The sequence below is a fragment of the Wolbachia endosymbiont of Tribolium confusum genome, assembly GCF_020405475.1.
GTDB lineage: Bacteria > Pseudomonadota > Alphaproteobacteria > Rickettsiales > Anaplasmataceae > Wolbachia.
In genome coordinates, this window is record NZ_JAIZNT010000007.1 from 44,540 (window position 1) to 65,772 (window position 21,233).

Here is a 21,233-nt window from a genome sequence, read left to right on the forward strand (position 1 = left end):
AGGCAAAGTCAATTATGTTTTAACTGTAGCTAACGTATAAAAATTACTTCCGCATATTTCCAACCTCATTATAATTACAATTAGAGATATTTTAAGAGCTCAAAATCTATCTTTAGTCTGCAGACTTTTTAATCAAACTTATTAAAAAATATATTCTTCAGTGTATATCTGTCGTATATGCACTGCATTTTTTTCTAACTTTTTTTACACAGGAGGATTTTATGTCCAGAATTCCAGATACTTGACCTTTAATTTATAGCTAATAAAAACAACTGGCGCTATTCGCATGGTTGTTAAACATCACAAAATGAAGCGTGATGCGGAAGGAAACCTTGTCGATAAGGAAGGTGAGGATGAAGGTTGAGATTATTATATTAAGTCAAGAGCAAAAACAAGAATTATACAATGGAAAAAGGATTATTGAGGATTCAGCATTAATTATTATTAAAGATTCATGGGAGCTTATTTTTTTGGAAAACCACAAGGCAACACATTGATTTACCTTAGAAGAAGATAGACAGGATCTTATTCATCTCAGCAAGCTACAACGTGATAGTCAAGATAACGTAAGGTTATAAAACTGATAACTCAGAGTCTTTACGTTATCGAATTGTTGTAAAAGCCCTCCAATACTTTTAACGGTATCTTCTAAGTCTAACAATGATCTGTTATTTAACCTTACGTTATCTTGACTATCACAAAAGATAATCCGATCTAAAATTGTCATTCTCAGATTATTCATTTCTATATCATCATTAATATGATCTTTTAATATACCTATAATCTCTAATGCTTGATCTTTCATATCTTTTTCCTCTTCTGCACTATCTGGTGCAAGTATGAGAAAAATTATTCCAAGCAACTCTTGTTGTAATTTTTTTAATTGTTCTAAGTCCATAATAATTAACATTAATATATATATAATTAAACAATATAGTAACATGATTACTTAACCAAGATATATATTAATATATTAAAAAATAAGTACTAAAAAATAATATCCTTTCCTTAGTCGTAAAATACAAAAATAGCGGAGCACCCAGTGCCACAACACTGGGCAACGATAAAGAAGGAAGTAGGGAAAGTTATATGTAATAGTTTGAAACTATTACAAGTTTATATGCTCTGTCCTTGAATATTTGTTTGTTCAATAGTAGTACTTTCCAAATTTTGTAAAGATTCAAGTTCTTCTTGCAGATCCAGTATGTCTTCTATCACTTGCTGATCTTCATCTCTTTCTTCTAATTGTAATGCTGTTGCTCCTTGAGGTGCTTCTAGCAGTGTTTTTAATATTTCTATGCGCAGTTTCTCTGTCATTGCTTTCCATTGTATCACTACTAGCATTTCATTTTGCAGCACTGACATTTTCTGTAGTGTTTTCACTTTTTCTGACAGTCCTTTATTTTCTTTTTGCAATGCTTCTATTTTTCTTTGCTGATACTGATTATCTGAATTTGTCATTGGTAATCCATGCATAACCTACTCCAAGTTAAAATTTAGATATTATTAATTAAGTGATACAGTTTCTTTAGTCAATCAATATATTATAACATTAGAATTAACAGTTGAAAGAATAGAATGAAATATCAGGCAATATTCTCTATAATTAAACTTTTAAGATGGAAAAATGACAATTCGTGTAGGAATTAATGGTCTTGGTAGAATAGGCAGAAGTGTATTGCGTGCTATTTTTGAAGTAGAAAACTATAGCGAGCAAATAGAAGTTGTGGCGGTAAATGGGTCGCTCAGTGCTGAGCAGCATGCACATTTGATTAAATATGACTCTGTTCATGGTAAATTCAGTGGTGATATTGATTTTAACGAGTCTGAAAATTGGCTATCTATAAATGGCAGGAAATTTTCTTTATATAGAGAACGTGGTCCTGAAAATATTCCTTGGAATGTTGATGTAGTACTTGAATGCACTGGTGCATTCAACAAGCGTGCGGAAGCAGCAAAACATAATGCAGAGAGAGTAATTGTCTCTGCTCCAGTTTCAGATGTTGATGTGACTATAGTTTACGGCGTAAATAATGATATGCTCAAAAAGGAGCATAAAGTGATCTCAGCAGGTTCTTGTACTACAAACTGTCTGGCTCCGATTGTACACATTTTACACTCCAATTTAGGTATAAAAAGCGGTTTTATGACCACTATACATGCCTATACAAATGATCAAAATATTCTTGATGGCAACCATAGAGACTTACGTAGGGCAAGAGCTTGTGGCCTTTCTATGGTGCCAACTACAACCGGAGCGGCAAAAACAATTGGTTCTGTTATTCCTGAGTTAAAGGGTAAGCTAGATGGTACTGCTATTAGAGTTCCGGTTAGCAACGTTTCTATGGTTGATTTTAAATTTTTAGCTGATAAGAGAGCAACAACTAAGGAAATAAACGAAATATTTAAGAATTCAGCAAATCATGTGCTTTCCGTATGTAATGAGCCTTTAGTTTCAATAGACTTTGTCCATAACCCTTATAGTGCAATTGTGGATTTAGCTGGTACATATGTCACAGGTGATATCTGTAGAGTTGCAGCGTGGTACGATAATGAATGGGCTTTTTCACTGAGAATGTTAGACATAGCGTTATTGTAAAGTATGAACGAAAACTCACAAAAATATGCTTCATTTTATGAGCACTTTGCGGAGCTTAGAAAAAGGGTTATTTTTTGCTTTCTATTTTTTTGTGTTACCTTCGGGTTTTGTTACTACTTTAAAGAAAATATATACCGCTTTTTACTTGCACCTTTAATAGAAGTTACAAAAGATAGCAATGATTTTTCTCTAATCTATACAGACTTAACAGAAGCGTTTTTTGTATATCTCAGGGTTGCAATAATGAGTGCACTGTTGTTTTCTTTTCCTGTGTTTGCATGGCAATTCTATATATTTCTAGCACCTGGCTTATATAAAAGAGAAAGGGCAGTGTTATTGCCATACTTAATTGCAACACCGGTTTTGTTTGTAACGGGAGCCGCTGTAGTTTACTACTACATATTTCCCCTAGCCTGGAAATTTTTTATTGCTTTTGAACATAGTGGTAAATCTTTCGGTATACCAATAGAGTTTATGCCATCAGTTAGTGAATATTTAGACCTTGTTCTTCAATTCATGTTTGCGTTTGGTACTGCATTTCAAATTCCAGTCATACTAACCTTAATGGTGAGAGTAGGGCTAATCACTGCACAAAGTTTGTCAAATAAACGTAGAATTGCGATAGTGGTAATTTTCATTATTGCTGCAATCTTAACTCCACCTGATGTACTAAGCCAGGTAGGGCTTGCAATTCCAATGCTGGTATTATATGAGCTGTCTATTCTGATATGTAGATATATTGAGAAGAAAGTAAAGGATTAAATCAAGAATATTATTTATAAACAAAGAATGAGCACCGGAGCGCTTTTTCTTGAACATTAAAGTGGAATTATGTAAACTGCAAACTGACACTGGCAAACGACTAAACACTACTGAATCTGTGAAGGGCATGGCGGCTTTGTTGCATGGCTACTAATGTGAAAGAGTGATGGAAGAGATTTATGAGATAAGTTCGAAAATAGGCATACCGATATCAGAAAATTTGTTAATCAAGTAGCATTTTAAGAGCATCTCTTGAGAGCGGTTTATCTCAGATTTATTCTTAAAACTAAATCCAAATGTTTTTTTGAGTCTAAAGAAAAAACTCTCAATACGTGACCGTATTCCATACCCTGTCTGCCTTTTCCATTGAGTTAAATTGCATCTTTTTCTTATATTAATGTTGTTATTTCTTTCCGAGAAGTGGTCTATATTGTCACAGATTTTTGCATTCTTTCTTGGCTTTATAATTGGTTTCAAATTATATTTATTGCATAATTTATATAAACTTGTTGTATCATAAGCTCCATCTGCACAAAGAGGCTTAATCTGGTTCTGTCGCATTTGTAGGGAAGTAGAAAGAAGAAAGATATAATTGTCTAAAAAAAAGCAAAGATGTTTCGTATCAATCAAAAATTGTTGCCATATTTCAAAGGATTTAGCTTTTCAGCGGATGTTATCTGTATACATGATTCTCTTTGAGCTATCGAGATTTGGATGAGTATAAGGGGAGCAAAATGCGTGCGCCAAGAGAAGCGTTTAGAGAACAGTTGGTGAAAATCCAACTTAGGCAAAGTCTAGCCAACAGCCTAAAACGAACCATTATGCTGCGTAAGGTAACGAACGTAGTAAAGCTAATGGAACGGACAATACAGGGTGCAACGAAAGTGAAGGTATTGAGTCCCGAAATTTCCGACATCATAGAGGTCGACATTGTGCATTTTAGTGGAAGACAGCATGAAGGATAACGATAAGGCAAGTTATCACTCACTCTATCGGGATCTAAGGCCGTATCATGTATTGAGATGGGTTCTAAATGAACTTGGGAGATCCTTTGTATTCCTATTTAGGTACGTTAGAACAAGCCAACAAAGGCGAGGACTGGCGAAAGATACAAAGGAAGTCGGACTGATTGATAATACTCAGAGTGTGGGAAAGCCACATACAAGGGGAAGCGATCAGCAATATAGCAACTGGGATAGGGATTGCAAGACTAATACAACAGAGATTGGAGGAATATGCAAAAGAAACTAAACCAGATAGCGATAAGAACAAAGCGAGACAAGCGGTTAAAATTTACATCGCTGGTGCATCTAATTAATGCAGAAAATCTGGCGGAGTGTTATAAGGAACTAAAGCGCAACAAGGCTTGCGGTATAGACCAGGTGACAGTAGAAGCTTACGGAGAAAACCTAGATGAGAAGCTTAAAACTCTAGTAGATAGTAGTTGTCTAAGTGAAGAAGGTTGCCCCTCCTCACTCGACTGCAAAACCGTACGTGAGACTTTGCGCCTCATACGGGAGTGTTAAATAAACTGTGTCAAACCAAGAAATAAAAATATAATTGATATAAAAAAATGGAGGTTTGACATGAGTCAAGTAAACAGAACTACCGGTTTGGTAGACTATAAAGAACTGGAAGCAAATATTCTATCATCGATAAGAGAAGGAAGGCCGCTGACGGGAAGAGATGGAGCATTAACACCGTTTATAAAAAGGTTGCTAGAGGCAAGTCTGGAAGGTGAAATAGAAAGCCACATGTCAGCTAAAAGTGAAGAAAATAACCGAAGAAATGGGAGAAACGCAAAAACTTTACGCACGAGTGGAGGCTCATTTGAGTTGTTAACACCTAGAGACAGGGAAGGAAGCTTTGAACCCCAAATAGTTAGAAAAAGACAAACAAGCCTACATCCAGAACTTGAAGCAAAGGTCTTAAGCACATTTGCCAGTGGCATGGGATACAGAGATATAGCGTCACATATTGAGGAAATTTACGATCACAAAATATCGGCGGCAGAGATATCAAGTATTACTGACAAACTGCTACCAGTAATCAACGAATGGCGTAGTCGTCCGCTGCAGTCTGTATATCCGATAGTTTTCATGGACGGAATATTTTTTAAAGTCAAGGAGGACGGGCATTGTGTAAGTAAATGTATGTATAATATATTAGGTATAGATCAAAATGGCAGAAAAGAAGTATTAGGTTTTTATTTAGCTGAAAGTGAAGGAGCTAACTTCTGGTTGGGAGTACTAAATGATCTCAAAGAGAGAGGAGTGGAAGATATTCTAATTGCATGTGTAGATGGGCTAAAAAGCTTTCCTGCAGCAATAAACGGTGTGTTCCCTAATGCAGAAGTGCAGATGTGTATAGTGCATCAGATACGTAACTCACTGAAGTATGTAGCTAGTAAAGATGCAAAGAGTTTTTTGAGTGATTTAAAGAAGGTATATCAAGCTTCAAGTAAGGAAATTGCCGAGAATTATCTGTTGGAATTAGATGAAAAATGGGGCACAAAGTACCCTATGGTTATAAAATCTTGGCAGAATAATTGGGAAAACCTATCTGGTTATTTTAAGTATTCCGATCCAGTTAGGAGGATAATCTATACTACTAATCCCATAGAGGGGCTACATAGGCAAATTAGGAAATTCACCAAAACCAAGGGCTCATTTACCAACACAAACGCCTTGTACAAACAGGTATATTGTGCTATAAAAAAAGTAGAGCAAAAATGGGTAATGGCTTTGCCTAATTGGGCATTAACTATATCTCAGCTCGATATTTTCTTTCCCAACAGATTGAAAATTCAGTTGAGCTAAAAATGTGGTTTGACACAGTTTATTTAACACTCCCTGTAACAAATAAAATACCAATCTTAAATATTGCTATATTTCACGGTAATTTCTCAACTTGACGCACATGCTTTTGGAACATTCTCATTTGTCAAATAGTTTCTGGCATGCTACACAATCTGTAATGCAGGTTTTAACTTACTTTTACGCAATATTGATCATTCTTGAAAAGCAATCTAACATTTTTTATTCCTTGATTACGAAGCTTTGATGCAGCTGATTTAGCTGCCTGAGCGTTTACAAAAAATGCAACATATCCCTTGCTTTCTGCACTGTTTTGTTTTGGGTAACGTTTCTGCATTTCTTTTTCATATTGCCTTTTGTAGTGAGGAGTACTTTGTATCAATTGTTCAGACCTTTTTCTTAAGTACTCTACTTTTACCTTTGCAAGCCCAGATTTATGAAATCCTAAAACTTGTGCTGCCTTTTCTGATAGATCTATTATTCTACCTTCAACAAACGGCCCCCTATCGTTCACTCTTACAACAAGCTTTCTTCCGTTTTCTAAATTAGTAACACGAACGAAGCAGGGTAGGGGCAAGGTCTTATGTGCTGCAGAAATCAAGTGACGATTAAACACTTCACCGTTGGCTGTAATTGTGCCATGATCTTCTATTCCATACCACGATGCTATTCCTACTTCTTCGTAACAGCTACAGTATTTTGGGTGGTAGGTGATACCATTTATTGTATAGCTATTGCCAATTTTATAATGACCTGCAGTGTGATTACACCTATTGCTAGAACTACAACTACTCATCAAAACGAATATTAGACATAGAAAGGCTAGTTTTTTTATCATTGTACTTAGTGAAATGGTTCGATACCATGAGGATTTTAAATTATACTATAATAAATTTAGTAATAAGTAAACGTCTACTGCCAAATATGCACAGCACTAAAAAAGAAGTAATACATATAATCGGTATAGGTGGAATTGGAATGAGCGCAATTGCTGAAATTCTTCATAATTCCAGTTATAAAATTCAAGGTAGTGATACGCGATCAAACGACAATATAGACAGGTTACAAAAATTAGGTATAGAGGTCTATATTGGTCACGATGCAAGTAGTATTAGACAAGCTCAAATAGTTGTACATTCTTCCGCAATAAAACCTGATAATGTGGAGCTAGTTGCAGCAAGAAATAACAATAAAACCGTTTTGCATAGGTCAGACATGCTGGCTAAAATTATGAAAGGTAAATATGTGATAGCAGTTTCAGGTTCAAGTGGCAAGACGACGACGACAGCTATGATTGCTTCCATTTTTGATCATTCTGGTGCTGACGTCACTGTAATTGTTGGAGGAATATTAAATTCCTATCAGAGTAATGCAAAACTTGGCAAAAGTGACATTTTCTTAATTGAGGCTGATGAGTCTGATGGAACTATGTTAAAAATTCCTGCAGATATTGCTGTTGTAACAAGTATTAATGACGACCATATAGACCATTACGGTACATTTAACGACATCAAAAATGCGTTTTCTCGATTTGTAAACAACGCGAATTTTGCTATTTTGCCTGATTCTGCAAACATCAATCATGATGCGAGTAATTCTATAACGTTTGGGTTCGGAAATGGTAAAATTAGAGCTAGCAACATCAAACAACACAATAATAGCATAGAATTTGACGTGCTGATTAGTATAAACGAAAGTAATCGTATTCCATTGTCCACTACTCGAGTAGTTGAGGGGGGTGGAATAAAAGCAGCCCTTTCTTCATCACCTCAATGCTTGAAACTGGATTCTCGTTTCAATGTTAAACAAGATACTATAGAATTTAAGAGGACAATCCCTAGAAAATCTCTACATTCAAAAAAAGTAAATCGTACTAATGCTATTTGAACAAGCTAGCGAAAAAGTAAGCTAAATTTTTTAAGGTACAAAAATAGCAAGAAACAGTTGTTTGAAAAAAATTGGAATTTGATTGGATTGCTGAAAATTGGCTCTCAAACTTTAGATGCATGAGCAAGATAATACTCTTTAACTAATATAGATTAGGTGATTTGGAAGAGATACATCTAGAGCAGCCGGCAAAGTTACAATACATATTACCGCAATAACTAGAAATGAGAAGGATCTATATGGTGATTATAGATTTTTCCAAACCTTGAAAACAATAAGTAGACAGTAAATTAGAGCTACTGAAGAAAAAACAAGAATAGCTGCACTGATTGCTTGACCGTTGTAAACGTAGCTTGTTAAGCCGATAAAAATAGCCATAACAAAAGCTCTAATGAACGAGAGTGCAGAAGAAGCCGTACCTTTAATTTCAGAAAAACGTTTATTGATGCGTTAAAAACCACTGGCTGGCATATTGCACAACCAATAGAAAAAATAATCATAGATAGTGTTACTAAGTAGAAAGAATGAGGCATAATTACACTGAGTATTACAAGCAATAGAGATCCGATAGCACCCACGCTCGTACCAGAAATTACACACCATACTGCTCCAAATTTTTTGAGGATCTTAATGAAAAATAGGCTAATTAGTGAGAAGGACCCAACTATTGCACCTTGATGTAGTGCATAAATAGTACTGGATAAGCCAAAAGTTTCCATATACAAAAAAGGTCCGCAAGTAATGAATGACATATAAGCAGCAGAGAAGAGGCTCTGCTGCAAAGACAGAACCATAAATTTTGAACTCGATAATAATTTTTTGTAATCTTTCATCATTTTTTTTAGACTAAAAACATCGCGGTCCTTTTTTGTTTCTGGTAACAGAAAAATCAGCAAAACCCAAGAAATAAAACAAAGTATTGCAACACTTGCATAATTGCCACGCCACCCAACAATTTCGTTGATGAAACTGCCTAACACTGGTGCAATTGCCATGATAATTGTTAGAACAGAATTCATGATACCGATAAACTTCACCGCTTCTTCACCTTTATAGCTGTCTGCAATAATTGCAAACACAACCACAGATGCGCTTGCACCAATGCCTTGAATAAATCGGGAAATTAGAAGATAAAAAACTGACGGTGCAACAACACAACCAACAGCACCAATTAATAGAAAAGTATTACCTATGATCATCATTCTCCTTCTACCATAACATTCGGATAATGGACCAAAAAACAACCCTCCTATGCAAAAGCCTAAAAAATTATAAGCAATAGTTAATTGAATTGTGCCTTCTGGTACGTTAAAATAGCGTACTATATCAGGAAAACTAGGTACAGAAATATCAATTTCAATGAACTTAGCAATTAGAGATAGAATTAATAAAAACGGTAGTAACACTTAAAATCTTTAATTAATGAATAAAAATATCACATTTAAAGCGTTGAAAGAAGAACATTTTTCACTATTATTAAAATGGGTAGAAACGCCCCATATAAAGAAGTGGTGGGATGCGGATATAAATTGGACACCAAAGTTAATTGAGAAAAAATATAGCAACTACGTTAAAGGATTCAAACGTTTGAAATCTAAGACACAAATTATTGAAAAACCAATGCACGCATTCATTATTAATTGTGATGGAGTTGATATTGGTTATATTCAATATTACAACAAACATGATTTCCCACCTGAACAGGTCTATAACACTTTAGAACTTCCAGAAAGTTGTGCTGCTATAGACTGGTATATCGGAGAGCTGAATTATGTAGGTAAAGGAGTTGGTTCACAAGCTTTGAATACATTTTTAAACAAATTTGTCTTTAAAGTTTATGAGAATGCCTTTGTCGACCCAGGTATAGCAAATGTTTGTGCAATCCGTGTTTACGAAAAAGTTGGCTTTAAAAAAATTATGGAAAGTAATAGTGCAATTTTAATGATTAAGGCAAGAATTCCTGACAACCATTCAAGATGAGTGTTTTTTCAACAATCTACCTAAATTACTACAAGTGGTTTATAAAAATATACAAGGAGCTTTATACAAACTTAACATAATTTAATCATAAAAATATCATTATTAAGTCCTATATAAGAACAAATTTTGGCACTCAGTGAATCTTTTTTAACTAACTATGAACTTGATTAATTGGAAAATAAATTTTACTTACTTTTACAATACCTTAAAATCTAATATCACTTTATCAGCAAAGATATCACAATAGGCTAGTATGTTCTTTACTCTTTTCCTCAAAATATTACCTATTTACATTACAATACTTATTGGTTACTTAGCAGGAAGATATCTTAAAATTGATAGAAATACTATATCTCAAATACTCTTTTATATAGCTAATCCAATAGTGATTTTATACGGAGTATCTCATACAGAAGTTAATTTAAAAGTAATTTCTCTGCCGATTTTGATATGGTTTATAGGTAGTACTATGTCCTTATCAGTGTATTATCTTTCTTCTTTTTTATTTAAGGACAACACGAGAAATATATTAGCGTTTAGCTCGGGCAGCACAAGTATGGGTTATTTTGGTCTACCGATTGCCATGGCTTTATTTGATGAAGATTCAGTGTCTGTGTATGTTGTCTGTTACATAGGAATGGCACTATTTGAAAATAGCTTGGGATTTTATATAGCTGCAAATGGTATCTATACTGCAAAAGAATGCGTATTAAAGTTACTCAAACTTCCCTCATTATATGCAATGATTCTGGGTTTCTTTTTAAGTATATATGATATACAAATACCCACTTTTTTGACGGATGTTATGATAAATATCAGAAGTACATTTATCACATTAGGAATGGTGCTGCTTGGAGTAAGTATTGCACAAATTACAAATTTTAAAGTAGATTGGAAGCTTGCCTTGACCACTATTGTAGCAAAGTACATATTCTGGCCGTTATTTGTTTTGGGAATTGTCTTGCTAGACAAGCATGTTACAGGTATATACGATGAAAGCATCTATAAAGCACTGATGTTACTGGCTATTATTCCGATTTCTGGATCCAGTATAATACTTGCTAATATTTTAAATTACCAACCAGATAAAGCTACTTTATTGCTCCTAATTAGTACTGCAGTGGGACTATTTTATGTTCCACTTATAATATCATTATTTTTTACTAAACTTGTCCCTTTTTGATCAAAAATTTAAGCGCTAGGCCTATTCACAAAACTTGAATTTAGACTAGACTTCTTGGATAATCATAAAAGAAACTAATCCTTTTTTTCCTCTCCTTTCTTATTTTTTCACACAGAATAGGAAGTTATCAATTGATGGAATTTTCGCAATAATGTCAATAGCAGTAAGATTTCCTACACCTTTTAGCAGGTCTATAGTTGAATTTGGATGTTCTATGAGCAGCAACAAATAAATGTAACTTGCCTTTTTCTATATGATGCTATTAACCGAATAGGTATTCGTTTGACATTTCCATATCTTTGTTATCATTAGTAATACTAAAGGGAAAACTAAACTTAATAAGATTTGGAAGCATAAGTGCGACCTGGGAGTCATGAAATCGTGATGGTTAAATTCCATCCACCATAACATCTGGTTGAAATTGTAACCCATATTTTAAAGATTGGCAACCTTTAGGATGCAAGCATGGGTTAAAGGGTAATACCAAACCCAATAGTGAAATCCCTTCAAGAAGAGTTAGATAAGGTTACGAAAAGGAACTTATGTTTGAATTGTCGTTATCGAATATGCGAAAAGGTTGATAAACCAAAGGTACGGAGAAAATAGGTGATCCAATGTTTATGCGATTGATCAAGATAATAACTTGTCTCCCGGCAAAAGTAAGAACTAAGTCTAACATGAAACGGTTTTATGGAACGGGTAATCACATAAAAGTTCTTATTATCACTTTTAGTGTAATGAGCAGGTAGCTAACCATAGCTTCTATGTGAAAGGATTGTCCAAAAGCCAATGCCTAGGTAATACTTAGGATGCTGACATGGACACTATAGTTTGGAAGAGGTAAAGTTGCTAAGTAGTGGTTAATATGTTATGAACCAACAAAATGTTAGGTATGAATGGAACAGGAAACCCCCTGGCACCAAGCTAGAGAAATCTTCGTTTAAGCTACAAAAGCGAATTTACCGAGCTTCAAAATGTAACAATATCAAAAGATGCACAATCTTCAAAAGGTTATTACTAAAATCAACAAGTACAAGAATGCTCGCTGTCAGAAAAGTAACCCAAGACAATAGGGAAAAAAAGACTGCAGGTATTGACGGAAAATAATCTCAATCAAAAGAAAAGGCTGCAACTAGCACATTCTTTAGATATTGGAAAAAGCAAAACCATCAAGACGAGTCTGGATTCCAAAACCTAGCAAACCGCTGGAGCAACGTCCGCAGGATACCCACAATAGCAGATCGAGCAAAGCAAACACTTGTTAAGATGGCGAAAAAATAGAACCAGAATGGGAGGCAAGAATTTAGTAAACACTTATGGTTTAAGACCTGGTAGATCATGTCAGGATGCGATAAAGTATATTCATCGCACTTGGAAGGAAAACAGCATACATACTTGATGCTGGTATTTCTAGTTGCTTTGATAGCATTGATCATAACACTGCTAAACTCAATACCACACCAACTTTGAAAGAAAATAATAAAAGGATGGCTGAGAGCAGGAGTTATGGAAGATAGAAAGTTTGAACCCACTAAATGTGGGTACAATTCAAGGAGGGACAATTCTCCGTTACTTACCAAATGTTGCATTACATGGGTTGGGACAGCACATCAAAGAAAAACTTAAGGAAGAACTTTTCCAATTTGCAAAAATGAAATATGGTCACTTATCATATAAAATGCACAAAAACAATAAGCATAGTACGTATGCTGATGATTTTGTAATTTTACATGAGGTGAAAGTTGTTTTTGAAGGCAAAGGTTTAGCTGGAAAATGGTTAAAACCATAGGGATTAAAATTGAACCTATCAAAGCAAAAGTAAGCAGCATTAAATCCCTGAATATGAGAAACCAGGTTTTGATTTTCTCAGTTTACAATACGACATTATCAAAGAAAACGGCATAAAGAGACCATACAAGTTAATAATAAACCCAAGTTGTAAATCTGTGAAACAGCATACGTGGAATGATAACAAAGACTCAAAGAATGCTTAGGAATAACTCAAGAAGCTGTAATAAGGCATCTTAATCGGTCATCGGTGGATGGTGTCGATATTATTACAATTCAGTAGTATCAAGTAAGATCTTTAAATCTTTGGATAATATTATGTTTAACAAACTTTGAAATATGGGCGGTATTTAGGCACAATAACAAAGGAAAGTTCTGGATCAAAGATAAATACTTTAAAGGTATAAGAACATGATAACTGGAGGTTTATGTCAAATAACGGAATGTATCTTATTAATCACGGAGACCATGCTATTAAACGGCACATCAAAGTCTTGCAAGACAAGTCGCCATATGATGGAGATTGGTTATATTAGGGGAAAACGGCTAAGTAGAATCTCGAGAAAATCACCAAAACTAAAATTACTGAAAGATACAACAAAATGAAATGTAAGCATTGTCAACTACTTTTGGGTATGATGATATTATAGAAGTACATCATCAAGATAAGTAGAAATAACAATAATATAGAGAAATTTATCTTTGTTACATGGGCGTGTCGTCAAGTACATAAGAAGTGTGCATGACAAGCACCAAATTACAGAGGAGCCGTATGAGGTGAAAGTTTCAAGTACGGTTCTGAAGTCGAGTGAGGAGAGGTGACTTTCCTCACTTAGATAACTGTGAAGAATGCTTAAACGCTTTTGTCATTAATTGGTTTGTAGTATCTAAGTTCTACACAATATAAGGATTGTTTTTTATTTCTGTTAAGCTTATATTAAGAATTTAAGCTTACCTATGAGGTTACTAATCACACTATTTTTATCATTACTCGTGGGAGGAAGTGCTAATGCTAGGGTAATTCTGGATAAGGAGATGTTTTATGTAGAACTAGATGGAAAAGTAGATTTAAGATTTGGCTACGCTTTCAATAGAGATTCTTTTAGCTCTACCAAAGACAAGACCTCAAGTTATTCAGACCTGCGCTTGCTTTATTTACAGCAAGTTTATCCAAATACTAAAATGGGTTTTGATGTTAAGGCAGGAGTAGGAGTTTCTGGTATTGCAAACTTAAAGGCACTAGACATAGAAAAGTTAGAAATGGAGAAGTGGTATTTTATCATAAAGAATCAGGAGTTTGGATCATTTGAATATGGTAAAGGAAGTTTAGTTAGTCAGAGTATGTTAATTAACACTTCAAAAATTTATACAGCTGCTGGAGGAATAAATGGTCATTGGACAAACTATGCAAATCTGCGCGGTAATGGAAAAAAAGATGATGACTCTGGGTATGATAAGGACAAGGTATTTTGGGTAAAACCCAATGTTTACAGCGACTATAATGGACTAGAGCTGAAGTTAAAACAACCAACAATAAACTATATTTCTCCTGAAATCTATAACTTTCAACTTGGATTCAGTTATGTTCCAGGAAAAAATAATTTACAATATAATAATCTAATAGCCGCTAGTCTTTCCTATAAAAATGGCTTATCAGATGAAATAAATTTTACTACTGCTTTGACTGGTGAATTTGCAAGGGAAAATTTAACTGATTGCGAAGGTGGGACTTCTGAAAATTATAAATGCCGTAATCAATTGCTACACTGGAATTTTGGCTTGAAGCTAAAACTTTTTGAACTTGATTGCATTTTTTCGTACGGTAATGGCGGTAAATCTGGTGAGAAACGTAGTCCTGAAACAAGTAATATGCATTATATAAATGCAGGTGTTGCTTATCATTCTGATTCTCGTAAAGTGAGCTTAACATATTTTAGTAGTAGCAGGGATATTGTAGGCAAAGGTACAAACGAATTAACATCACAGGCTTTCAGTCTTGAATATCCATTAGCTCTTGGCACTTCATACTACTTCGATATTGTAAAATTTAGTACCAAAGAACCTGAAATCGAAAGTAATAACTCCGGGTATGTGCTTTTGGCTGGGCTGAAGCTAAGTTTTTAGTGAAGTAACTGGTATGTAAGTATTGTAATAATGAGAGTAAAATTGAGTTGTTAATATATGTGCTATTTGATATTATAAAAATAACTATTACACAAGATTTTCAATAAAAAGACATTCTGTTACTAATCCAAGTGTAGGAGAAAACGGTTATTAATTAGCAAATCAAGCCCTTCAGTAAGCGCATCTCTTCAGGTGCTCTTTTTTTCTTTTTTATATATAAAAAAATTAGATAGTATTGTGAGTGCGGTTTTTTCTGTGTTCTGATGCTTTTCAATTCTATAGCTTTTGTATTGAATTTCCTTTTTTTACTACTATTTCTCTATATTGTTGTAAGAAAGAACAGAAAATTTAGTGAGAATCTTGAGAAGAATTTACTTAAAGTAGAACATGAACTTCAAGAGGCAAAACAGGCTTTAGTAGATAAAAATAGGGAAATAGTTGATTTGAAAGTGAGGAACGCAGAACTTGAAGTAATTCTTCAAAAAGAGCGTGAAGAAAAGAAAAAGGAAATAGAATTACTAACAAAAGCAGAGGAGAGGCTTACGAACACTTTTAAAGCACTTTCTCTTGATGCTCTTCAGGTAAACAATAATAATTTTCTGAACTTAGCAAAAGAAGTGATCGATAATAAGCTAAAAGAAACAGAAAGTGACTTCAAAAAAAGGCAAGCAACGATCAACGAAGTTATCACTCCAATAAAAGAAAAATTAGAAAAATTCGACAGTGAAATACGTGAGCTAGAGAAAGAGAGGGTAGGGGCCTACGAAGGTTTAAGGGAGCAAATTGGAGCATTAATGAACCAAACTTCTAGCCTTGCTAACGCCTTGAGGAAACCTCACATTAGAGGTAAGTGGGGTGAAATGCAGCTCAAAAGAGTGATAGAGATGGCGGGAATGATTGAATATTGCGATTTTTTTACTCAAGCCTCAGTAATTGATAAAAATGAGGACAATTTGTTACGTCCTGATTTAATAGTAAAAATGCCATCAGGAAAGCAAATAATAATAGATGCTAAAGTACCACTTGATTCTTACATGGATGCTATGTCGCAAAATGATTTACAGATACAAAAGGAAAAATTGAAGAATCATTCTCTGGCAATAAAAAAACATATAAATGATCTAGGCAGAAAGGAATATTGGAACCAATTTGAAAATACGCCAGAGCTTGTGGTGCTTTTTTTAACAGGAGAAGGGGTTTTCAGCGCAGCACTAGAATGTGAACCAGCTTTGATAGAAATTGGAATAGAAAAAAAAGTAATTATTGCAACACCAATCACTTTAATCGCGCTACTTAGGGCAGTAGCCTATGGATGGAAGCAAGAGATGATAGCTGAAAATGCAAAGAAAATAAGTGAACTAGGCCATATTTTATATGAGCGAATCTGCACAATGGGCGAAAATTTTGATAATTTACGCAGAAGCTTAAAAAGTGCTGTTGATCATTACAATAAAACTGCTGGTTCGCTTGAGGCAAGAGTGTTTCCTGCTGCCCGAGAATTCAATAAGCTTGGTATACATGCAAAAAATAAAGAACTCACTGCTGCAAAAGAGTTGGAATCTTTACCACGCAGTTTACATGCTGAGGGGTTGAAAGTAGACTAGCTTCATTTAAATATTCTTTCTGGTCTCTTTAACTGTATCTGTTCAGCAGAGTGGCAAAATAAGATAGACGAGAAAATAGGAACAAATATCCCAGCGTTAAGCACACAACTGTACGAACATTAACCAGAACTTGACACTGAGATCCATTTTTCCATTTAAGCTCATCAAATTTAGCATAAGCTTACCGAATAGCTTGCTTGTGAATTTTCTTGGATCCCAGTGTCAAAGCACTGGAATGACAACAAAAGGGCTACTTGAATAGAGGCTACTTAGGTGACAAGAAAAGAAGCACGGGTTTCAATATTTGCCATGCATCTGAACGGGTACCTAGCTGTCACTTAGATATTCTTTCTGGTCTCCTTAACTTATGTTTGCTGATTAAAATAACTTTCTAAAAATTTTTTTTATATAGCTCAATTCCTGCACATCATTTGCTGCATAAACAGGTATAGTTTGTTGCTCAGTACCAGGTATTTCTACAAAAATTTTGCCCACTTCTTGACCTTTTTTAATTGGTGCGGGTACCATATCTTTATACTCAATACGCACTTTAATTTTATCATGTAATCTGCGGTTATAAGTTATGGTAACATCGTTTGCAACTGTAACGGGCACTTTTTTATCTTTTCCATAAACAATATTTATTTCTTCAACTACGCTATCCTTAGCAAATATTTTCTTGGTATTAAAATGATTTAAGGAATATTGTATTAGTCTTTTTGCTTCCTCTATTCGCTCTTTCTCGGTGTCCAAACCATTCACGACAGCAAAAATTCTTCTATCGTTCCGTTTTGCAGATGCTATAATGCCATAACCACCAGCACTTGTATGACCTGTCTTTAGACCATCAACTCCAATATCATGGAAAAGTAAAAGATTTTTATTTTTTTGTACAATATCGTTGTATGTCAAATATTGTTCAGAGAATAGATCATAGTATTCAGGAAAATCAGTAAAAATCCTTTTTGCCAGTGTTACCAAGTCTTTTGCGCTCATAAAGTGGTTTTCATCTGGCCACCCGCTTGAGTTAACAAAATGACTATCATTAAGATTTAAATCTTGTGCAACTTCATTCATTTCAGCAACAAAATTCTCCTCTGATCCTGCAATACCCTCGGCTAGCGCTATGCATGCATCATTACCTGAGGCAATTGTAACTCCTTCAAGTAGTTCTTTTACCGTAACAAATTGACCTTCTTTCAAAAACATAGAAGAGCCTTTCCTTTCCCATGCTTTTCTACTTACTCGAAATTTATCTTCCATTTTTATTATTCCAGCTTTTAGGTAGTCAAAAGCTACATATAAAGTCATTAACTTGCTCATTGAAGATGGGGCCATTTTTTCACTGGAATTATGGTCAAAAATGAAAGAGTCTGAAGCTAAATCTAAAACAACTGCTTGCTTTGCTTTAGTTCTAAACTGATATGAGTACGAATTAAAAGGGAGTATAAAAATTAATAGCAAAGTTACTAATTTGCTTAACATATTTATAATTTTAAATTTATAGTGTACTAATTAATAGTATGATTTTGCACGAGCATTTCAATAGATCTCTCGCATAAAACTTCCTTGACAAACTGCGCCAGCCCCCTTCTTATGACAATAAGAGTATTTATCCTTGTTTTCGATCCGCGCGGGTTCAACAACAAAAATTCAGTAAAAAACTCAGATATTTATTGGCAAATTACATAAAAATTATAGCAGCTGCATGTCTTTTTTATTTTTTCTACATTCAGCCAAAACGCGCTTATTTTAAGCGTTAGCACATTATTACAGCGCCAATTTACATTATTATAGGGTCAACAACTCGTTACACGGGGATTTTTTGCCTTTTTTATAACTAGTAAATTTATTAATATTTGAGGTGTCATCCCAGTGCTTGACACTGGGATCCAGTTGAGCTATTTCAACAAAAATACTGCATTTGAGATGAACATTTGTTCTTACCAGAGTTATTTACAAGTATAACAATTAAAGTCTGGATTCTAGTGTCAAGCACTGGAATGATATCAAAGGGGCTATTTGCATGACATTCTACTATGTCATTCCAGCACTTGATGCTGGAAATTTTTTGAGCACAAAAGTTATGCTAGGTTTTTGTTGGTAAGAAACCAGTGTCAAGCACTGGGATGACATAGAAGGAGCACTGGGATGATATATAGAAGGGACACTGGGATAGAGGCTACTTGAATGACAAGAAGGAGGGAGCAGGAGATGACAAGAGAGGGGCTACTTTCATTTGCTGTCTTCAAAAATTTACAATTATGCTTCATGTGTTTTATTAAATATTTTACTTAAAAATTCAATTTCTTATTATAAGAGATAAGCAATTCATGAATAATGAAAGATTACAAAAAAGGGCATAGAAAGTGCTTAAGAGAGAGAATTATTTTAGATAATGGACAATCATTACTTGACTATGAGATTTTAGAACACATTTTATATTCAGCATACAGTAGAATTGATGTAAAGCCAGTAGCAAAGAGTTTGATAGAAAATTTTGGCAGTTTAAATAAAGTTTTTAATGCCGATTTAGAAGTACTGCAGAATATTGAAGGAGTGAATAATGCAGCCATATCTGCTATCTTTTGTGTGAAACAGGCTTTTGTTCGTTCTGCACGAGAAGAAATAAAGGACTTACCTATAATCAATAATTGGAAAAAATTGCTTGATTATTTAAAAGCAAGTATAGGAAGCCTTAATAAAGAAAATTTTCGTGTTATCTATATGAATAAAAGATATCGTCTAATAGCAGAAGATCTACAAAACTTTGGTACAATAGATCAAACTCCTCTCTATGTTAGAGAGATCATAAAACGCGCTCTTTTGATTGGCTCAACATCGATTGTAATATCCCACAATCACCCAAGTGGAGATATACAGCCTTCAAGCAGCGATATGTTTCTCACTAGACAGCTTGCAGAAGCTTGCAAAAGCGTAGGGATAGAATTAATAGATCACATTATTATCACATTTAGTAGCTATTTTAGTTTCAAGGAAAATAGGCTTTTATTAGAGTAGATCTAAAATTACTTTTGCCATTTTTCTTATTATGGAAGTAAATCTATACATGAGGTGGTTGCCAGTGGAACAAAAATTTTCCTTCTGGAAGACAATGTGTGATTTAGGTAGTGGCAAATTGAAAGAAATACATGGTATTTGCCACTATTAGAAACCTCCTGTTTTGATAAGACTTATGAGGTCTTTATTGGTTTTTTGAATTTTGTTGAAGCACTCACATGCTTACTCTAATATTTTGTTCACAGAGCCTAGTTAGCTCAATTTCAACGTTAATTTGTGAAGCTCTGAGTTCTGTTAGGGGATTTTCTGGTTGAATATCTAGCTTATTCTGTATGTTCGGTAAACAAATTAAAACCGAATCAAAAATTTTATCATACTGCTCTGCTTCATTCACACAATTGATTATTTCCTTAAATTCTTCCACATCTTGCGGCGTATCTTTTAATATTGTTCTTATTTGGTTTAGGTTTTGACGAATTTTTTCCTGATATCCAGCAATTCTCTCTTGATATATATCAATCATTTTTTGACATGAGGTGCCTCTAAATGGGTGTTCTGCTTTTTCCTTTATGTAGGAGCTCTGAAAATTTTTGCAACTAAGGACTGCTTCTCTACATTTTTTTATGTCACTAATTATACTGGTTATTGACTTACTTGCTTTCTCCTGCTCTTCTTTTTTGATTATACATTCATTCTTTGTTTGGCTCATTTTATCATACAGATTTCTGCATTCTTTATATGATAACAGCGGTTGTAGTATTCCTTCTTCTACACCTTTATTATAAAAATTCTTCAACTCATCGCTTGATAGTATTCGTATAGCATCTTCCCTTTTACCTTGTGATTTAGGATACTTTTTGTTCAGTGAACTAATATAATTTAATAGGAAACTCTTAGTTAAATCCTCCTTTTTAACTTCTGATAATTTTTCTAGTGTTTCTATATATTTCAAAGTTTCCGCAAAAAGCTGCGCACCAGATGTAGCAAATCCTGGCAGTGGTTTGCTCTGCGCCTTATAAAAATCGGTTTGTAAAAAATCTTCGGCTTGTTTTTTTATTACTGAAAGTTCATTGAAGGCTTTTTCTGGATTGATTTTTTTTAAAATACTAGTAGCTTTTTTAATCGCTCTTTCTCTCTTTTTATTATCTTGTTTTCCGTTTAAGATTAAGCTTTCAGCTTCAGTAAAAGCATTGCCTTGGGCACTTTTGGCAATATTACAAACAACGTTTTTTACAACTTGCTTAGTTGCTACATAATCTATTTCCTTTGTAAAGCAATCAATAAATAGCTGCCAAATTTTTTTGTTAACAGACTTACTTGTCTTATGTTCTAAATCTTCTACATCTTTGAATCCTAAAATAGTATAGAGATTTTTTTCAATTATTGGTTCAGCATGTTGTTTTGCCACTTTACCTTTTATATTGAATAGAAATTCACTAATCTTAGTTGTGCCCATAATATTACCTCAC

The 21,233-nt window shown here is 34.2% G+C and carries 21 protein-coding genes and 1 pseudogene; 15 read left to right on the forward strand and 7 right to left on the reverse strand.

The genetic code is table 11. The features are described 5' to 3' along the window. Positions 1-353: 353 nt before the first annotated feature. A complete protein-coding gene (locus LEM02_RS05095) occupies positions 354-497 on the forward strand; it encodes a hypothetical protein (RefSeq protein WP_226080265.1) in 144 nt (47 codons plus the stop codon). 59 nt (positions 498-556) lie between these two features. Here the strand turns inward: LEM02_RS05095 and LEM02_RS05100 are convergent, their stop codons facing one another. Together LEM02_RS05100 and LEM02_RS05105 are read right to left on the reverse strand one after the other, a co-directional pair. Further along, positions 557-898: a hypothetical protein gene (locus tag LEM02_RS05100; protein WP_226080267.1), complete on the reverse strand. Its 342-nt coding sequence runs from the start codon at positions 896-898 to the stop codon at positions 557-559. Positions 899-1,116: 218 nt separating this feature from the next. Continuing rightward, the gene (locus LEM02_RS05105) at positions 1,117-1,476 is read right to left on the reverse strand and encodes a hypothetical protein (protein ID WP_226080270.1); all 360 of its coding nucleotides are present in this window, start codon (positions 1,474-1,476) and stop codon (positions 1,117-1,119) included. Positions 1,477-1,627: 151 nt separating this feature from the next. On the opposite strand from LEM02_RS05105, the gene gap reads away from it, so the two are divergent. Continuing rightward, on the forward strand, positions 1,628-2,599 hold the full coding sequence (gap, locus tag LEM02_RS05110) for a type I glyceraldehyde-3-phosphate dehydrogenase (protein WP_226080272.1): 972 nt from the start codon (positions 1,628-1,630) through the stop codon (positions 2,597-2,599). Positions 2,600-2,602: 3 nt separating this feature from the next. Beyond that, entirely contained in the window at positions 2,603-3,361 is a 759-nt protein-coding gene (tatC, locus tag LEM02_RS05115) for a twin-arginine translocase subunit TatC (protein ID WP_226080274.1), read from the forward strand. Positions 3,362-3,538: 177 nt separating this feature from the next. On the opposite strand, the gene LEM02_RS05120 is transcribed toward tatC, so the two are convergent. Beyond that, positions 3,539-3,922: a transposase gene (locus LEM02_RS05120; RefSeq protein WP_226080276.1), complete on the reverse strand. Its 384-nt coding sequence runs from the start codon at positions 3,920-3,922 to the stop codon at positions 3,539-3,541. A 260-nt stretch (positions 3,923-4,182) separates the two neighbouring features. Between LEM02_RS05120 and LEM02_RS05125 the strand changes: the two genes are divergently transcribed. The 3 genes from LEM02_RS05125 to LEM02_RS05135 all read left to right on the forward strand — a co-directional run bounded on the left by LEM02_RS05125 (position 4,183) and on the right by LEM02_RS05135 (position 6,180). Further along, a complete protein-coding gene (locus LEM02_RS05125; RefSeq protein ID WP_226080279.1) occupies positions 4,183-4,326 on the forward strand; it encodes a hypothetical protein in 144 nt (47 codons plus the stop codon). Positions 4,327-4,490: 164 nt separating this feature from the next. Continuing rightward, positions 4,491-4,679, forward strand: coding sequence for a hypothetical protein (locus LEM02_RS05130; protein WP_226080281.1), 189 nt, complete (start codon positions 4,491-4,493; stop codon positions 4,677-4,679). A gap of 268 nt (positions 4,680-4,947) precedes the next feature. Beyond that, entirely contained in the window at positions 4,948-6,180 is a 1,233-nt protein-coding gene (locus LEM02_RS05135) for an IS256 family transposase (RefSeq protein ID WP_226079221.1), read from the forward strand. Positions 6,181-6,346: 166 nt separating this feature from the next. Here LEM02_RS05135 and LEM02_RS05140 read toward each other — a convergent pair whose 3' ends face one another. Next, entirely contained in the window at positions 6,347-7,015 is a 669-nt protein-coding gene (locus LEM02_RS05140) for a septal ring lytic transglycosylase RlpA family protein (RefSeq protein ID WP_369409602.1), read from the reverse strand. A 26-nt stretch (positions 7,016-7,041) separates the two neighbouring features. Here LEM02_RS05140 and LEM02_RS05145 point away from each other — a divergent pair. Further along, positions 7,042-7,870, forward strand: a pseudogene (locus LEM02_RS05145) (Mur ligase domain-containing protein); the annotation flags it as partial. A gap of 550 nt (positions 7,871-8,420) precedes the next feature. Here the strand turns inward: LEM02_RS05145 and LEM02_RS05150 are convergent. Further along, positions 8,421-9,470 carry an MFS transporter gene (locus LEM02_RS05150; RefSeq protein ID WP_226080292.1) on the reverse strand — a complete coding sequence of 350 codons (1,050 nt, stop codon included), beginning with the start codon at positions 9,468-9,470 and terminating at the stop codon, positions 8,421-8,423. A 16-nt stretch (positions 9,471-9,486) separates the two neighbouring features. Between LEM02_RS05150 and LEM02_RS05155 the strand changes: the two genes are divergently transcribed. From LEM02_RS05155 to LEM02_RS05185, 7 genes are all read left to right on the forward strand, one after another. Continuing rightward, positions 9,487-10,044, forward strand: a complete 558-nt coding sequence (locus LEM02_RS05155) for a GNAT family N-acetyltransferase (protein ID WP_226080294.1) — start codon at positions 9,487-9,489, stop codon at positions 10,042-10,044. 253 nt (positions 10,045-10,297) lie between these two features. Beyond that, positions 10,298-11,227, forward strand: coding sequence for an AEC family transporter (locus LEM02_RS05160; protein ID WP_015588425.1), 930 nt, complete (start codon positions 10,298-10,300; stop codon positions 11,225-11,227). 870 nt (positions 11,228-12,097) lie between these two features. Further along, the gene (locus LEM02_RS06805) at positions 12,098-12,334 is read left to right on the forward strand and encodes a reverse transcriptase N-terminal domain-containing protein (RefSeq protein WP_226080296.1); all 237 of its coding nucleotides are present in this window, start codon (positions 12,098-12,100) and stop codon (positions 12,332-12,334) included. A gap of 430 nt (positions 12,335-12,764) precedes the next feature. After that, on the forward strand, positions 12,765-13,016 hold the full coding sequence (locus LEM02_RS05170; RefSeq protein ID WP_226080298.1) for an RNA-dependent RNA polymerase family protein: 252 nt from the start codon (positions 12,765-12,767) through the stop codon (positions 13,014-13,016). A gap of 245 nt (positions 13,017-13,261) precedes the next feature. Beyond that, positions 13,262-13,351, forward strand: coding sequence for a hypothetical protein (locus LEM02_RS06810; protein ID WP_226080372.1), 90 nt, complete (start codon positions 13,262-13,264; stop codon positions 13,349-13,351). A gap of 621 nt (positions 13,352-13,972) precedes the next feature. Further along, the gene (locus LEM02_RS05180; RefSeq protein WP_226080301.1) at positions 13,973-15,139 is read left to right on the forward strand and encodes a porin; all 1,167 of its coding nucleotides are present in this window, start codon (positions 13,973-13,975) and stop codon (positions 15,137-15,139) included. 263 nt (positions 15,140-15,402) lie between these two features. After that, a complete protein-coding gene (locus LEM02_RS05185; RefSeq protein ID WP_226080311.1) occupies positions 15,403-16,743 on the forward strand; it encodes a DNA recombination protein RmuC in 1,341 nt (446 codons plus the stop codon). Positions 16,744-17,121: 378 nt separating this feature from the next. Here LEM02_RS05185 and LEM02_RS05190 read toward each other — a convergent pair whose 3' ends face one another. Then, on the reverse strand, positions 17,122-18,228 hold the full coding sequence (locus LEM02_RS05190) for a D-alanyl-D-alanine carboxypeptidase family protein (protein WP_226080312.1): 1,107 nt from the start codon (positions 18,226-18,228) through the stop codon (positions 17,122-17,124). 855 nt (positions 18,229-19,083) lie between these two features. Here LEM02_RS05190 and radC point away from each other — a divergent pair. Next, complete coding sequence (gene radC / locus LEM02_RS05195; protein ID WP_226080314.1) at positions 19,084-19,764, forward strand: RadC family protein; 681 nt, start codon at positions 19,084-19,086, stop codon at positions 19,762-19,764. A gap of 214 nt (positions 19,765-19,978) precedes the next feature. Here the strand turns inward: radC and LEM02_RS05200 are convergent, their stop codons facing one another. Next, a complete protein-coding gene (locus LEM02_RS05200; RefSeq protein WP_226080317.1) occupies positions 19,979-21,220 on the reverse strand; it encodes a hypothetical protein in 1,242 nt (413 codons plus the stop codon). Between the last annotated feature and the right edge of the window lie 13 nt (positions 21,221-21,233).

Excerpts from the sequence above, each read along its gene's own strand:
- LEM02_RS05120 (WP_226080276.1), bottom strand. The coding sequence starts at position 3,922 with ATGCGACAGAACCAGATTAAGCCTCTTTGTGCAGATGGAGCTTATGAT.
- LEM02_RS05140 (WP_369409602.1), bottom strand. The coding sequence starts at position 7,015 with ATGATAAAAAAACTAGCCTTTCTATGTCTAATATTCGTTTTGATGAGT.
- radC (WP_226080314.1), top strand. The coding sequence starts at position 19,084 with ATGAAAGATTACAAAAAAGGGCATAGAAAGTGCTTAAGAGAGAGAATT.
- LEM02_RS05190 (WP_226080312.1), bottom strand. The coding sequence starts at position 18,228 with ATGTTAAGCAAATTAGTAACTTTGCTATTAATTTTTATACTCCCTTTT.
- LEM02_RS05160 (WP_015588425.1), top strand. The coding sequence starts at position 10,298 with ATGTTCTTTACTCTTTTCCTCAAAATATTACCTATTTACATTACAATA.
- LEM02_RS05200 (WP_226080317.1), bottom strand. The coding sequence starts at position 21,220 with ATGGGCACAACTAAGATTAGTGAATTTCTATTCAATATAAAAGGTAAA.
- LEM02_RS05155 (WP_226080294.1), top strand. The coding sequence starts at position 9,487 with ATGAATAAAAATATCACATTTAAAGCGTTGAAAGAAGAACATTTTTCA.
- LEM02_RS05100 (WP_226080267.1), bottom strand. The coding sequence starts at position 898 with ATGGACTTAGAACAATTAAAAAAATTACAACAAGAGTTGCTTGGAATA.
- LEM02_RS05135 (WP_226079221.1), top strand. The coding sequence starts at position 4,948 with ATGAGTCAAGTAAACAGAACTACCGGTTTGGTAGACTATAAAGAACTG.
- LEM02_RS05105 (WP_226080270.1), bottom strand. The coding sequence starts at position 1,476 with ATGCATGGATTACCAATGACAAATTCAGATAATCAGTATCAGCAAAGA.
- LEM02_RS06805 (WP_226080296.1), top strand. The coding sequence starts at position 12,098 with ATGAACCAACAAAATGTTAGGTATGAATGGAACAGGAAACCCCCTGGC.
- LEM02_RS05095 (WP_226080265.1), top strand. The coding sequence starts at position 354 with ATGAAGGTTGAGATTATTATATTAAGTCAAGAGCAAAAACAAGAATTA.
- LEM02_RS05180 (WP_226080301.1), top strand. The coding sequence starts at position 13,973 with ATGAGGTTACTAATCACACTATTTTTATCATTACTCGTGGGAGGAAGT.
- LEM02_RS05125 (WP_226080279.1), top strand. The coding sequence starts at position 4,183 with ATGCTGCGTAAGGTAACGAACGTAGTAAAGCTAATGGAACGGACAATA.
- gap (WP_226080272.1), top strand. The coding sequence starts at position 1,628 with ATGACAATTCGTGTAGGAATTAATGGTCTTGGTAGAATAGGCAGAAGT.
- tatC (WP_226080274.1), top strand. The coding sequence starts at position 2,603 with ATGAACGAAAACTCACAAAAATATGCTTCATTTTATGAGCACTTTGCG.
- LEM02_RS05185 (WP_226080311.1), top strand. The coding sequence starts at position 15,403 with ATGCTTTTCAATTCTATAGCTTTTGTATTGAATTTCCTTTTTTTACTA.